Source organism: Mariniphaga sediminis, assembly GCF_003573545.1.
GTDB lineage: Bacteria > Bacteroidota > Bacteroidia > Bacteroidales > Prolixibacteraceae > Mariniphaga > Mariniphaga sediminis.
Map to the genome: position 1 here is coordinate 386280 of NZ_QWET01000003.1, position 14426 is coordinate 400705.

Here is a 14426-nt window from a genome sequence, read left to right on the forward strand (position 1 = left end):
GCAAAATGTGGGTAGCGGCACAGACTAAGCTATTCGCGTAAATTAAATCAGATTTTGTTTAGAAGTTGTATGAATTTGAGAAATGCGAAATTTCTCGAAGAGGAAAGATTATGTCTGTTATTAAAGGGGAGAAGCTGTCTTTTTACTTGCAACTTGATGAAATAATACAAAGAAAATGAAAGGACTTGAATTAATTAAAAAGGCTTTTGCCCTGCAACCGGTGGAACGTGTACCATGGGTTCCTTTTGTAGGAGTGCACGGTGGCTTTTTAACCGGCACCGATGCGGAAACGTATTTGAAATCTTCCGGCGAAATTGTAAAAGGAATCAGTAAAGCTGTGGAAGAATACAATCCGGATGGGATTCCTGTTGTGTTTGATTTACAGGTGGAAGCCGAAGTATTGGATTGCAAGTTGCGTTGGTCGGAATCGGGCCCGCCGGCGGTAGTTTCACATCCGCTTGCAGAAGGGAAAAAAAGAAGTGATTTGAAAATTCCCGGAGCAGGTGACGGGCGTATTCCCGTTTGCCTGGAAGCCACTAAAATTCTCCGGGAGAAATACCCGGATATCGCACTTTATGGCCTGATTACCGGTCCGTTCACCCTGGCATTGCATTTATTGGGGACGGATATTTTTATGAAGCTGTTTGAAGCACCGGAGGAAGTGAACGAGGTGATGGAATTTTGTACGCAGGTGGGGCAGAAAATGGCAGAATACTATATGGATGCCGGATGCGACGTTATCGCAGTGGTCGACCCAATGACCAGCCAAATTGATCCGGTCACATTCGAAAACTTTGTTACCCCTTTTGTCTCCCGTATTTTTGAGGATATCCGGATAAAAGGAAAACTCAGTTCGTTTTTTGTTTGCGGTCATGCCCAGCAAAATATTGAAGCTATGTGCAACTGCCGGCCAGACAATGTTTCTATCGATGAAAACATACCGCTCGATTTTGTGAAAGAGATAACCCTTGAAAAAGGGATCAGTTTTGGCGGTAACCTGAAACTGACGGTGGTGTTGTTGATGGGAAGCGCTGACGATTGCCGGGAGCATACACTTGAATGCCTCGATCTGGGAGGGAAAACCGGATTTATTTTAGCGCCCGGTTGCGATCTGCCACGTGAAACACCGCTTAAAAACCTGAAGGCTGTTACTGCCCTGATACACGATCCCTACCAGCAGGATGTGGTGCGTACGCTTGAAAAAAAGGAAAGTACGTTGGAGATTTTCAATATGAAAGATTACGGGCAGGCCGAAAAAGTGATTGTAGATATTATTACACTTGATTCTGAATCCTGCGCACCCTGCCAATACATGGTGGAGGCTGTAAAAAGGGTGGCACCCCATTTCGATGGGGTGGTGGAGTGGCGTGAACATGCCATAAAAAAAATGGAGGCCGTAAGTTTTATGTCGTCATTGATGGTAAAAAACATTCCTACTATCTGCATCGACGGAAAGATTGCTTTTGTTTCCCAAATACCGCCGGAGAAGGAATTGGTGGCAGCCATTCAGAAACGTATCAATGAAAAACTAAAATTAAAAATACGATCGAAACGCAGCGAGTTCATTTTGCTGGGAGAAGAGGAAAGTCAATGCCGGGAGCTGCAGGAACGGGCGATGCGGGCCCTCACCGAGTTGGGTAAAGATGTGGAAATAAAAGTTGTTGCCGGAAGAGAGAAACTCGCTTCTTACGGTGTAACCCAAACCCCGGCGGCGGTGGCTGTCAGCTACAAAATAAAATCCGAAGGTTCGCTTCCTTCTGTTGAGGTAATTCGGGAGTGGCTCAAGGAGTTGTGACATTTTTAGTAATTTAGCGGGAAACAATAAGAATGGGCAAAATACTTGATAAAATAAAGCTGGGGAAAGTGCTGGTTTCTGACGGCGCCTGGGGCACTTTTTTGCAACAAAAAGGACTAAAAACCGGGGAGTGCCCCGAAGAGTGGAATATTACCCATCCGGATGAAGTCCTGGATATTGCCCGGAGTTACATCGAGGCCGGTGCCGACATGGTTGAAACCAACAGTTTTGGCGGAACACGCTTTAAGCTGGAAAAATATGGTCTGGAAGATAAAGTTTTCGAGCTGAACAAAGCTGCAGCCGAAATCAGCCGGAAGGCGGCCGGAGACAAGTTTGTCCTCGGTTCGGTGGGGCCAACCGGAAAAATACTGATGATGGGCGATGTGACGGAAGAAGAACTTTTCGAGGCTTTCAAAGAGCAGGCAAAAGGACTGGAAAGCGGAGGGGCTGACGCTATTATGATCGAGACCATGAGCGACCTCGATGAGGCGCGAATTGCTATTCAGGCTGCAAAACAACATACCCGGCTGGAAGTATTTTGCACCATGACCTTTGAAAAAACGGTTACCGGTGAATTCCGATCTATGATGGGGGTTTCGCCCACCGAAATGGTGCAGACTCTGGTTGGGGCAGGTGCAGAGTTAATTGGGGCCAATTGTGGTAATGGTATGGTTGGAATGGTTGCTATTGTGGAAGAGATTCGTAAAGCAAATGCTGAAATTCCAATTCTTGTTCATGCCAATGCCGGCATGCCGGTTTACAGTGACGGAGAAACGGTTTTCCCGGAAAAACCGGACGAGATGGCCACACTGGTGCCGAAAATTATTAAGGCCGGAGCCAATGTGATTGGAGGTTGCTGCGGTACCACCCCGGAGCATATTTGTAAAGTCAGGGATGCCATAGATAAGAGTTAAGAAAACGGCGATGCAAAAAATACCTTTTCATATAATCTCCGGTTTTCTTGGAAGCGGTAAAACCACTTTTCTGAAGCGGATTATTGACACGTATGCTGAAGAATACACACTGGGAATTATTCAGAATGAGTTTGCCCCTTCCAATATCGACGGTGCAGAACTGAAAGGGTCTGGTAAAGATTTTCATTTACTGGAAATGAATAAAGGATCGGTTTTTTGCGTCTGTTTGCTGGGTGATTTTACCCGTTCTCTGGAAAAATTTACCAAAGAATACAATCCTGATGTTTTAATCATTGAGGCATCGGGTCTTTCTGATACTACGTCGGTTGCCGAGGTTGTATCGGCCGGCAGTCTTTCCGAACGGATTTACCTTGCCTCTAACTGGTGTATTGTGGATGCCTGCAGTTTTAGAAAAACAGGTTTAATGAAGCAACGTGTGAGTCAACAGATTCGTATGGCCGATGTAGTCCTCATCAATAAAACGGATGTGGTTGAAAATGATAGCGTTTCACATGTTGAAGAAACCGTCAGGGACCTGAATCCTTTTGCTGAAATCAAAAGGACTACTTTCTGTGATGTGGATTTTACGTTAGGCGGCGTTTCTGTTTCCAAATTTTATCCTGATATGGGGCAACCGCTTGCCCGTCCGGATGTGAATTCTATGGTTATCAAAAGCGGGAAAAAAATTTCCCGGGAATCCATGGTTGGTTTTTTTAATGAATGGGCTCCTAAATCATACCGGATTAAAGGTTACGTAAATCTTAAGGATGGAAAAACCGTTGCCGTTCAATGTGTTTTCGAAAAAATTGAATTTAAGGAAATCTCAGCTAATTTTCACCCGACGGAGTTGGTAGCTTTATCCGACCAATTCGCTCTGCGTGAATGGAATCAGGCATTTAGGGAACTTCATTGAAACAAGCATTCGCTTTATATTTTAGTGGGGTGTAGGCTGGTCGGTATAAATATCCTTGTCAGACCTTCTTAGAAACAATTTAAATTAGCTATTTTAGACCGAACTTTTTGGGGATAACAGGCGGTTCAGCTACTTTTGTGCCCAAATATTATTGTCAACAAGATTAAATAAAAAATTTATGAGCAAGTTTTTGACTGCATCAATTGGCAGAAAATTTATTATGGGTGTTTCAGGACTGTTCCTGGTTGTGTTCATTGCTGTGCACCTGACTGTGAATATATTATTGATTTTTGATGACAGCGGTGAGCTCTTTAACCAGGCAGCCCATTTTATGGGGACCAACCCTGTTGTTAAAATCATGGAGCCATTGTTGGGCATTGGATTCCTTGTTCACATCCTTTGGTCCTTTTTTCTGGAGTACCAAAACTGGAAGGCCCGTCCGGTAAAATACGACAGAAAAAGTTCCGGTGTTTCCAGCACATGGACATCGCGGAATATGCTTGTTCTTGGAGCATTGGTTCTTGTCTTCTTGATTGTCCATGTTCTCCAGTTTTTCTGGGTCATTAAATTTAACCCGGAGTCAATGAATTCGGTGATTATTGGAGGAGAGGAGATGGAGGATACCTATTCCCTTGTTGCAGGTTTGTTTAGGAGCAGTGTGGCCTACGATCTGTTTTATATTGTAGGAGGTATTTTACTTGGGTTTCATCTTTCTCATGGATTTTGGTCTGGTTTTCAGACCTTGGGTTTGAGCAATAAGCATTGGATTAGCAGGTTGCAAGTTCTGGGAAAAATATTCTCTGTTATTGTTGCTATCGGTTTTTCTATCATCCCGTTGTACTTCCTCATTAAGTTTTAATTTTTTTTGAAATTCGTTTGATTATGAGCATATTAAATTCCAAAATACCTGAAGGGCCTTTAGCTGAAAAATGGAGCAGGCACAAAGCCGGTATTAAAGTAGTGAGTCCGGCAAATAAGCGAAAACTTGATATTATTGTCGTTGGAACAGGTTTGGGGGGAGCCTCTGCCGCAGCTTCATTGGCCGAATTGGGATACAATGTAAAAGCTTTTTGTTACCAGGATAGCCCGCGTCGTGCCCACTCTATTGCGGCACAGGGCGGTATCAACGCAGCTAAGAATTATCAAAACGATAACGACTCGGTTTTCCGGTTGTTTTACGATACGATTAAAGGAGGCGATTATCGCTCGCGCGAAGCCAATGTTTACCGTTTGGCTGAGGTCTCTCCTAATATTATTGATCAGTGTGTGGCGCAAGGTGTTCCTTTCGGACGTGAATACGGAGGGTTACTTGCCAACCGTTCATTTGGAGGAGTGTTGGTTAGCCGTACATTTTATGCCCGTGGGCAAACCGGTCAGCAGTTACTTCTGGGGGCTTACCAGGCCATGAACCGTCAGATTGACAAAGGAAATGTGGAAATGTACAGTCGCCATGAGATGCTCGACGTGGTTATCGTCGACGGAAAGGCCCGGGGAATTATTGCCCGTGACCTTGTTACCGGCGAAATCAAACGTTTTGGCGCCCACGCCGTGGTTGTGGCTACCGGCGGATACGGAAACGTATTCTTCCTTTCTACCAATGCTATGGGAAGTAACGGATCGGCAGCCTGGCAGTGTTACAAAAAAGGTGCTTTCTTTGCCAACCCGTGCTTTGTTCAGATTCACCCCACATGTATTCCGGTGCATGGAGACCAGCAGTCGAAACTGACCCTCATGTCGGAATCGCTGCGTAACGACGGTCGTGTTTGGGTTCCGAAGAAAAAAGAAGATGCTGAAAAACTTCGTAAAGGGGAAATCGGTCCAAATGATATTGCAGAAGATGATCGTGACTTTTATCTGGAGCGCCGTTACCCTTCTTATGGAAACCTGGTGCCCCGCGATGTGGCTTCACGGGCTGCTAAAGAGCGTTGCGATGAAGGTTTTGGCGTGAACGCGGAAGGAAAAGCAGTGTACCTCGATTTTAAATATGCGATTGAACGACTCGGAAAAGATGTGATTAAAGCACGCTACGGTAACCTTTTCCAGATGTACGAAAAAATTACCGATGTGGATCCGTATAAAGAGCCAATGATGATTTATCCGGCTATCCACTACTCCATGGGTGGATCATGGGTTGATTACAACCTGATGACAACTGTTTCGGGGCTCTACTCTATTGGTGAGGCTAACTTCTCTGACCATGGGGCCAACAGGCTGGGAGCCTCGGCGCTTATGCAGGGACTGGCCGACGGGTATTTTGTGCTTCCTTATACAATAGGGGATTACCTTGCCAATGAAATTATGACTCCGAAAGCGGATACAAATACACCGGAGTTTGAAGAAGCAGAAAAAGCCGTTACGTCAAGAATTGAAAAATTATACAATATTAAAGGTTCCAAACCGGTGGATTATTTCCATAAAAAGCTGGGACAGGTAATGTGGGACTACGTTGGTATGTCGCGCAACGAAGAAGGGCTGAAAAAAGCGGTTCAACTTATTCGGGAAATAAGGGATGAGTTTTGGAAGGACGTGAAGGTGCCGGGAGAACTGGATAACCTGAATCCGGAGCTGGAAAAAGCTGGCCGTGTAGCTGATTTCTTTGATATTGGTGAGCTGATGGCACTGGATGCGCTCAACCGCAACGAATCATGCGGCGGCCATTTCCGGGAAGAATCGGTTACCGAAGACGGTGAAGCTAAACGAAATGATAAGTCATTTACCTATGTTTCCAGTTGGGAGTATAAAGGCGAAGGACAAGAACCGGTGCTTCATAAAGAAGACCTGGTATTTGAGAATGTGGAGCTAACTCAAAGAAGTTATAAGTAGTGGGATAAAGGTTTGAGTAGTGACATTGAAAAATAAATACTATCGATATGGCAGATAAAATTCTTAAAAAACTCAATATAAAAGTGTGGCGGCAAAAGAATGCTGCCGACAAAGGAAGATTCGAAACTTACACCATCGAAAATATCTCTACCGGGTCGTCTTTTCTCGAGATGCTGGATATCCTGAATGACAAACTGATTATTGATGGGCAAGATCCCATTGCTTTTGACCACGATTGTCGTGAAGGTATTTGCGGTACGTGCAGTCTTTACATTAATGGTCGCCCACACGGGCCGGATACAGAGGTGACCACCTGTCAGCTGCACATGCGTAAGTTTAATGATGGCGAAACCATTACCATTGAACCCTGGCGGGCAAAGGCCTTCCCGGTGATAAAAGACCTGGTGGTTGACCGCACGGCTTTCGAAAAGATTCTTCGGGCCGGTGGTTTTATTTCAGTAAATACCGGCGGAGTACCTGATGCCAATGCCATTCCGGTGCCTTACGAAGATGCCGAGGAATCAATGGATGCTGCGGCTTGTATTGGTTGTGGCGCTTGTGTGGCAGCATGTAAAAACTCTTCGGCAATGCTTTTTGTTTCGGCCAAGGTTTCGCACCTTGCCAAACTACCCCAGGGGAAAGTGGAAGCTAAAAAACGTGCCCGGAGGATGGTGGCAAAAATGGACGAGCTTGGTTTTGGCGGTTGTACCAATACCGGTGCCTGCGAAGTAGAATGCCCCAAAAGTATTTCCATTACCAATATTGCCCGTTTGAACAGGGAATACTTGCTGGCCAGATTTTCAGAATAAACAAGATTTTCAGATAATGTAAAAGCCTTTTCATCTTTTTGGAAAGGCTTTTTTTATTCGTAGTTTTGTTCTGAACCTAAAACGGGCTCAGCTGAAAAATCCAGTGGATTAGTCAGTTTTCAGATACATTTTCCATCAATATTTTATGCCTTATCAGGCCGATTTTACTCTTTGGTTTAGCCCAAAGAGATAAACAGAAAACCCAAGGCTGCGTTCGCTTCACTCGGAAAAGCTACGTATTGCCGGCTAAAATTACTGAAACTCGTCGTACCTCCTCAAACAGCAGTAATTTTTTAACGCCGTCTTCACTTGTTTTCCGGCTCACCGACCGAGGCCATCGCTCCGATGTGCTAAACGTCCATATGTAGAATGGTCTGCTTTGTCAATTCCTGACTTCGGGTTATAAGTGAGCTATACCTGATGCGGGCTGTGTCAAAATTCCGTCAGTCGGGCTAATTCGATACATTGAAAAAACGCCAAGGTTAATTTTGACATGATGCTCGGAAATGCCTTCCTCGTGCTTCGTTTTTCTCATCTGGGAGAAAAATAAAGTGGGGATTGGGGCAAAGCCCCAAACAAGTGGATAACCAGTTAGTTGTCATGAATAAGGTTTTGTAAGTAAAATATCCTACATCACATTTACGTTGTTTCCTGAAATTTAATTACTTCCTCAAAGTTAGTTTTGAGAAAATTTTAAGTTAGGGAAAAAGTTAAATGAATATTGAGAGTTAAGCGTGATTACTTTTTTACTTCACCTACTTTTCAAGGTGATACCTAAAACGGCAGCCTCTCCAAATCCACGTTCCCGCCAGAAAGAATGATTCCCACTTTTTTGTTTTTTACTTCCACTTTATTTCCGAGGATGGCGGCCAGCGGAACAGCAGACGATGGTTCTACGATAATTTTCATCCGTTCCCAGATAAGACGCATGGCTTCCACAATTTTCTCTTCCGAGACAGTGACAATGTCGTCCACTTTGTCGAGAATAACGGAAAACGTGCGATCGCTCAGGGAGGTAAGCAGGCCGTCGGCAATGGTTTTTGGATTTACTGAAGGAATCAGTTTTTTTGCCCGGAACGACCGAAAAGCATCATCGGCGCCGGCTGGTTCGGTAGCAATCACTTTGCAGTCAGGCAGCAGGTGTTTGGTTGAAATGGCTGTTCCGCTGAGCAACCCTCCGCCCCCCACGGGCGCCAGTAAAATATCAAATGTGCCTGCATCTTCAATCAGTTCTTTGGCTGCCGTGCCTTGTCCGGCAATCACAAAAAAATTGTCGTAAGGATGCACTTCAATGGCGCCGGTTTTTCCGGTTACCTTTTCAAGGGTATTTTCCCTTGCCTCCAGGGTCGGTTCGCAAAAAGTGATTTTGGCGCCGTAACCGGCCACAGCTTTCTTTTTAATTTCGGATGATGTACGGGGCATAACAATGTGAGCGTCGATACCGCGTATTTTTGCAGCCAGGGCCAATGCTGCTGCATGGTTTCCCGAGGAGTGGGTTGCCACTCCCAGCTCCATCTCTTCCTGAGGCAATGAGAATACCGCGTTGCAGGCTCCCCGGAACTTAAATGCACCTACTTTTTGAAAGTTTTCGCATTTAAAATACACATCGGCACCTGTTATGCTGTTTATACTGGCTGATGTTAAAGCGGGCGTACGGTGGATGTATTCGTGAATGATTAAATGCGCTTTTTCGATATCGGAAAAATCGGGAACAGATTTCATACTTTTTGAGTTAATAGTTTATTTCACACAAAAACACCGGGTTGCAGAGTACCCCTAAAATAAATAACGCCTTGTTTGTTCAGCGTCTTTGACTGATGCAATCGTTTATCTTTCTATTGATCAGAATTCATCTTTGAAAAAACAGGCTTCGACACCTTTCACTCCCGGACGGATTTTAAAAACGCCCCCGGCATGCGGGAATTTTTTAAGTTCCTTTTCGTTTGTGTTTTGCCTGGCAGTAGTAATGTACAACGTGCCAAGGTCGTCGTCGCCAAAGGCGCACGAAGTAACATTTTTGGCCGGCACATCAATGGTACGGAGCAGTTCCCCTGTTTCGGGATTCCAGCACCCTACCGCCGCACCGCCCCACAGGGCAATCCATACGTTTCCTTCGGAATCAATAGTCATTCCGTCAGGAAATCCCATATCTTCGGGCACTTCGATTGCTGTTTGCGGATTACTGATTTCTCCAGTTTCGTTGTTGTAGTTCCAGGCCATTACCTTTCGGGTTGGGGTATCGATGTAATACATTTTTGTATGATCCCGCGACCAGACAATCCCGTTGGAAGTTGTTACCCCTTCAATCATTTTATGGACAGTACTGTCGGGATCAAGTCGATAGAGTGCGCCGGCCTTCTTTTTTCCTTCCAAGCTCATAGTGCCTGCCCAGAAACGTCCCGCCGGGTCGCATTTGCCGTCGTTGAAACGATTGCCGCTGATTTCTTTTTCCGGATCAATAATAAAGTGTTTGGAACCTGTTTCCGGGTCGAACTGGTAAAATCCGTTTTCCAGCGCAATCATTGCTTTTCCTGATTCTGAAGGCACCACGGTTCCAATCATTTGCCCGGTAAACATCTCCTTGTTGTATTTCAGTTTCGGGTTGTAGAAATTGAGGATTTTTCCGGTGATATTTACCCACATTAATTCACCGGTTTTATGGTTCCAGATGGCTCCTTCGCCCAAATCAGATTGTGTGTCGAGCACCAGTTCCGTTTTGTCCTTTTTGGGGGTGGAACAATAAACAAGAAGAACGGAAGCCACAAGTATCAATAAAATAGGTTTCATTTTTTTTGTTTTAGTATTAAAGATTCCGGCTTTTGCAGGAGCTGTGAGAGCAATATCTGAAATTAAAAATCATCAGTTTCACATTCTTAGATACTTTCAATGAGTTTTTTTAAAATCAGCGTCATTTTGGGTTCTGCTTTCATAGCGACCTGCTGTACTTCTTCGTGCGATATTTCGACAATTTCACCCGGAACACCACTGTCCGTGATAATGGAAATGCCGAAAACTTTCATGCCCGCGTGTTGGGCTGCAATTACCTCGGGTACGGTTGACATTCCAACAATGTCGGCTCCCAGAATACGAAACATTTTGTACTCGGCAGGAGTCTCAAATGTGGGTCCCTGCACCCCGACATAAACTCCTTCTTTTACCTGGATGTTATGCTCCAGTGCAATCAGTTTGGCTTTGTTTCGCAGTCTTTCGTCGTAAATTCTGCTCATGTCAGGGAAACGTGGCCCCAACTCCTTTTCATTTTTTCCGCGCAGAGGGTGCTCCGGGAAGAAATTGATGTGGTCGTTTATCAGTACAATATCTCCTACGTGCCAATCCGGATTCAATCCGCCCGAAGCGTTGGATACGAACAGGCGACTGACTCCTGTATATTTCATTACCCTTACAGGAAAAACGACCTCCTGCATAGAATACCCTTCGTAATAATGAAAACGGCCTTGCATGGCCATCACTTCCTTGCTTCCCAGTTTTCCGTAAATCAACCTTCCCGCATGTCCGTCCACTGTAGAAACCGGGAAGTGGGGGATTTCTGAATAAGGAATAGAATCAATGATTTCAAGATCGTTCACCAGGCCGCCCAAGCCGGTCCCAAGAATGATTCCTGTTTCAGGACGGGCGTTGATTCTTTTTTGTATGAAGTGCGCGGTTGCTTTTATTTTTTCCAACATAGTTTAAAATCTTTTTATTAAAGAGCTTGCCCTCTTCGTCGAGGAATTTAACCTGCACCGGCAGGTAATAAAGTACGCTTTTGAATTGCTCATCCAACTCCTCTATACCGGCGAAACGTACGGCATCCTTTTCCGTGGTAACGATTATTTTTTGCTCATTTTTCAATGATTCAAATTTACGCATTATCAGGCGGATATCTTCTTGTGAATAGTTATGGTGATCCGAAAATGTAATCATCTCTGTCTCTCCCGAAAACTGCTTCAGGTGTTCAGGAATGAGTTTGGGATAGGCAATCCCGGTTACGATGAGTATGGCGTAGGATTGTTTCGTATTTAGATCTTTTTCCAGTTCATTCCCTGAAAAAACATGGCGTATATTTCCATAGGAATAAGTCGTAAAAAAGAGCGCCTGGTAAGGTTTTAGCCGTACTTCCTTTTGCAGGATTCGCCGCATAATGGGTGTTACCTCCCCGGGGCATTTAGTGAAGATGATGATGCTTGCCCGGCGCATTTGGGTTGCTCTTTCCCGGAGGCGGCCAACGGGCAACAGGTGGTCTTCATTCAACGGACGGTTGTAGTCGATCAGCAGAATGTTGATGCCGGGAGTTATTCGCCGGTGCTGAAAAGCATCATCGAGTAACACAACATCCGGTGTTTTTTCATCTGACTGGTCCAGTAATTTCTCTACACCTTTTACTCTGTTTTCGCAAACGGAAACAGAAATTCCGGGGAACTTCTTTTTAATCTGAAGCGGCTCGTCGCCAACTTCCCAAACGCCTGACCCTGTCTCTACCCATCTAAAACCACTCGTTTTGCGTTTGTATCCCCGGCTAAGGGTTGCCACGTTGAATGTATCTTTGAGCAGTTTTACCAGGTATTCCACATGAGGTGTTTTGCCCGTGCCGCCTACAGTAATGTTGCCAATGGAGATAACCGGTACGGCAAATTCTTTCGATTTTAGAATGTTTAAATCGTAAAGGCGATTGCGGAATGCCACAATAATTCCGTAAAGAAAAGCAAATGGGTAGAGTAGTATTTTAAGCATTCAATTTATTTTTTTCCAGTTCGCTAAGATAAAGAAATGCAGTGGTCTTTCCCAAAAACGCACTGCTCATCTTTTATTCAAAGGAACCATAAAAATTGAAAAAGAAAATGGAGGCGGACTACTATTCCCCGATAATTTTTATCAACTTTCCTGTCTGCACCCGGTCAGAAAGTTCGAGATTGTTGAGCAGCGCCAGCTCGTCCATGCGGCTTTGCGGAACACCAAAATAGCGAAATGCCTCGGCCAGGGTTCCGTTTCGCTGAACCTTTTTAACTTTGATCCGTTGCGGTTTTACATTCAGTTTTGATGCTTCGGAAAGACGACTGAAATTGGACATGGTTGATTCAATGGTCCGGAAATAGGAATTGAAATCGGCTTCGGCCGCTACTCCGTGAAAAACATAAACCGCTCCTTCGTACTGAATAAAATAGGACAATACTTTTATTGCATTCTGTTGTCCTGTCTGCTGGTCTTGCGATACCTGTTCCGATACTGTTGCCACTGCCGGCAATCCGTTAACAGTGGTTTGTTTTGAATCGAGAAGGGTCAGGTTCAGATCCTTTAACGTGGTTTCAGCTGCTTCTCCAGGCGATTTTTGTTTCGACAGCATAAAAACCATCATCGCCTTGCCATCTTCCGGGGCCATTTGCACCTGCAAGGGTGAGTTTTGCAGTTTCCATCCGGAAGGTATGGGAAATTTGAACTTCATTTCGGGATGGTAAAAAACGTTCCCATCTACAAAACCCTGGCGCGGATCTTCGCCGTAAACCAAACCATCCAGCATTTGCAGGTAGTTGTTTTCATTTACTTTCCAGTCGGAATATCCCAGGCTGTCCTGCCAATGTCCGGTATATCGTTTTACTGAATTGTAACGATCGGAGGGGTTGGGATGGGTTGAAAGAAAAGTAGGGACTCCGCCATGATCACTTGCCATATTCATTTTGTTCAGCACATTAAAAAAGTCTGCCATCTTTTCGGCATCGTAGTGAACGCGTGAGGCATACTCCACGCCGAGGCGATCGGCTTCACGCTCATTGTCGCGACTGAATTTAAGGAAGAGTAGTTGCATTCCCTGCATGGCGTACCCTGCAAAGTCACGGAAATCTTCCGAAGCAATCATGCCACCTACTAATAAAAGTTGGCCCAATTGCTGCTTGCTTTGCTGACTGGCAGAGTGGCGTGCAGTGATGTGTCCCATTTCATGGCCCAGAACGCCAATGAGTTCAGCCTCGTTATTAAACTGTGCCAAAATTCCCCGGGTGAAATAAATATAACCACCCGGTACTGCAAAGGCATTTATTACCGGGGTATCCAAAATCCGGAAGTGATATTCCAGGTTAGGCCGATGGGAAAGCTTTCCCATTTCAACTCCCTTTTGCTGAATAAAATTGAGTAACCGGTCGTTTTCGTATAGACCGAAACTCGCCACCACCTGGGGATCGTATTGTTTTCCCATTTCCACCTCCTGCGCTTCCGACATGAGCATCAACTGCCTCTTGCCGGTTACCGGGTTAACAGCACATGAAGGTACCATTAATACGATGACTAAAAGAAGTATGACTTTATTGGCAATTTGTATTGCTTTCTTTGTTCCTGATTTTTTACTCATTGTTTTTTTCATTAAAATTAGCTTTCCGAATTTTTAATCAAAAATACAGATTCCGGCATAAAATAAAAATGAAGTGAGCTTGTATACTGGTCCTCCAAAAAACAAAAGGCACCTTCATCGCTGAAAGTGCCTTATTTCTTGTTGTGGGCCCACCTGGGCTTGAACCAGAGACCCCCTGATTATGAGTCCTAGATGATACGTCCTGTTAGTTTGTAATAGTTTGTTATACTTGTCATTGCGATTTTTGAAATTCCATTGTTTATCAATAAATGGTAAGTTTTTATAAGAATCCTGGACAAAAACCTGGACGATTCTGGGTTGAGTTTAGTCTTTAATACAAGGTACAGAATGTCTTAACCCAATTTTCTTTGCACTATTTTTCAAAAATAGTGCAAAGAAAAAAGCCAAAAATTTCTACATTTTTATTTGCTTTCTGAATTTTGCTTCAGAGTTATTAGGGCTGGCAGAAGGGAAATAAGGTCAGGCAGAAGTCAAAACCGGACTATGAAAGCCGATTAAACCAGCGTCAGAGAAAAATTAGAGTGATTCCAACTATTACTTTTTCCAATTAACATAGACCTTGAATTCACTTTATAAAAAGTAAACATAGACTAAATCAAAATAAATTAATTAATATTCCAAAATACTACTGATGCGTTAAAAATTATTACTGAATTTCGGATTCTGTTCAAGGAGAAATAAATTGGATCAATTTAAATTCTTGTGGGGTAAGGTTTAAATTTTCAACTTTGTGGGGTAAAAAAATACAGAGAATTGGAACAGATTGATACCTATGGTGAGCTTTTAAAACTAGTGCTCCCTGACGAGATTT

Annotated in this window: 11 protein-coding genes; 6 read left to right on the plus strand and 5 right to left on the minus strand. The window is 44.2% G+C overall.

Annotated features, from left to right (window positions below):
* Positions 1–175 precede the first annotated feature (175 nt).
* From D1164_RS05970 to D1164_RS05995, 6 genes are all read left to right on the plus strand, one after another.
* Positions 176–1795 carry a uroporphyrinogen decarboxylase family protein gene (locus tag D1164_RS05970; protein WP_119349033.1) on the plus strand — a complete coding sequence of 540 codons (1620 nt, stop codon included), beginning with the start codon at positions 176–178 and terminating at the stop codon, positions 1793–1795.
* 32 nt (positions 1796–1827) lie between these two features.
* Positions 1828–2709: a homocysteine S-methyltransferase family protein gene (locus D1164_RS05975; protein WP_119349034.1), complete on the plus strand. Its 882-nt coding sequence runs from the start codon at positions 1828–1830 to the stop codon at positions 2707–2709.
* Positions 2710–2719: 10 nt separating this feature from the next.
* On the plus strand, positions 2720–3622 hold the full coding sequence (locus tag D1164_RS05980; protein WP_119349035.1) for a CobW family GTP-binding protein: 903 nt from the start codon (positions 2720–2722) through the stop codon (positions 3620–3622).
* 178 nt (positions 3623–3800) lie between these two features.
* Positions 3801–4481 (plus strand): succinate dehydrogenase cytochrome b subunit, encoded by a 681-nt coding sequence (locus D1164_RS05985; RefSeq protein WP_119349036.1) that lies wholly within the window; start codon positions 3801–3803, stop codon positions 4479–4481.
* Positions 4482–4504: 23 nt separating this feature from the next.
* The gene (locus D1164_RS05990; protein WP_119349037.1) at positions 4505–6445 is read left to right on the plus strand and encodes a fumarate reductase/succinate dehydrogenase flavoprotein subunit; all 1941 of its coding nucleotides are present in this window, start codon (positions 4505–4507) and stop codon (positions 6443–6445) included.
* Between the two features lie 47 nt (positions 6446–6492).
* Positions 6493–7254, plus strand: a complete 762-nt coding sequence (locus tag D1164_RS05995; protein ID WP_119349038.1) for a succinate dehydrogenase/fumarate reductase iron-sulfur subunit — start codon at positions 6493–6495, stop codon at positions 7252–7254.
* 774 nt (positions 7255–8028) lie between these two features.
* Here the strand turns inward: D1164_RS05995 and D1164_RS06000 are convergent.
* The 5 genes from D1164_RS06000 to D1164_RS06020 form a co-directional block, all read right to left on the minus strand.
* A complete protein-coding gene (locus tag D1164_RS06000) occupies positions 8029–8976 on the minus strand; it encodes a pyridoxal-phosphate dependent enzyme (RefSeq protein ID WP_119349039.1) in 948 nt (315 codons plus the stop codon).
* 120 nt (positions 8977–9096) lie between these two features.
* Positions 9097–10041: an SMP-30/gluconolactonase/LRE family protein gene (locus D1164_RS06005; RefSeq protein ID WP_119349040.1), complete on the minus strand. Its 945-nt coding sequence runs from the start codon at positions 10039–10041 to the stop codon at positions 9097–9099.
* Between the two features lie 86 nt (positions 10042–10127).
* Positions 10128–10940, minus strand: coding sequence for a purine-nucleoside phosphorylase (locus D1164_RS06010; RefSeq protein WP_119349041.1), 813 nt, complete (start codon positions 10938–10940; stop codon positions 10128–10130).
* A complete protein-coding gene (gene lpxK / locus D1164_RS06015; RefSeq protein WP_119349042.1) occupies positions 10879–11985 on the minus strand; it encodes a tetraacyldisaccharide 4'-kinase in 1107 nt (368 codons plus the stop codon). Before lpxK ends, D1164_RS06010 begins: the two co-directional genes overlap by 62 nt.
* 121 nt (positions 11986–12106) lie before the next feature.
* Entirely contained in the window at positions 12107–13594 is a 1488-nt protein-coding gene (locus tag D1164_RS06020) for a M48 family metalloprotease (RefSeq protein WP_206610931.1), read from the minus strand.
* Between the last annotated feature and the right edge of the window lie 832 nt (positions 13595–14426).

Excerpts from the sequence above, each read along its gene's own strand:
- D1164_RS06005 (WP_119349040.1), bottom strand. The coding sequence starts at position 10,041 with ATGAAACCTATTTTATTGATACTTGTGGCTTCCGTTCTTCTTGTTTAT.
- D1164_RS05995 (WP_119349038.1), top strand. The coding sequence starts at position 6,493 with ATGGCAGATAAAATTCTTAAAAAACTCAATATAAAAGTGTGGCGGCAA.
- D1164_RS06000 (WP_119349039.1), bottom strand. The coding sequence starts at position 8,976 with ATGAAATCTGTTCCCGATTTTTCCGATATCGAAAAAGCGCATTTAATC.
- D1164_RS05975 (WP_119349034.1), top strand. The coding sequence starts at position 1,828 with ATGGGCAAAATACTTGATAAAATAAAGCTGGGGAAAGTGCTGGTTTCT.
- D1164_RS05980 (WP_119349035.1), top strand. The coding sequence starts at position 2,720 with ATGCAAAAAATACCTTTTCATATAATCTCCGGTTTTCTTGGAAGCGGT.
- D1164_RS05990 (WP_119349037.1), top strand. The coding sequence starts at position 4,505 with ATGAGCATATTAAATTCCAAAATACCTGAAGGGCCTTTAGCTGAAAAA.
- lpxK (WP_119349042.1), bottom strand. The coding sequence starts at position 11,985 with ATGCTTAAAATACTACTCTACCCATTTGCTTTTCTTTACGGAATTATT.
- D1164_RS05970 (WP_119349033.1), top strand. The coding sequence starts at position 176 with ATGAAAGGACTTGAATTAATTAAAAAGGCTTTTGCCCTGCAACCGGTG.
- D1164_RS06010 (WP_119349041.1), bottom strand. The coding sequence starts at position 10,940 with ATGTTGGAAAAAATAAAAGCAACCGCGCACTTCATACAAAAAAGAATC.
- D1164_RS06020 (WP_206610931.1), bottom strand. The coding sequence starts at position 13,594 with ATGAGTAAAAAATCAGGAACAAAGAAAGCAATACAAATTGCCAATAAA.
- D1164_RS05985 (WP_119349036.1), top strand. The coding sequence starts at position 3,801 with ATGAGCAAGTTTTTGACTGCATCAATTGGCAGAAAATTTATTATGGGT.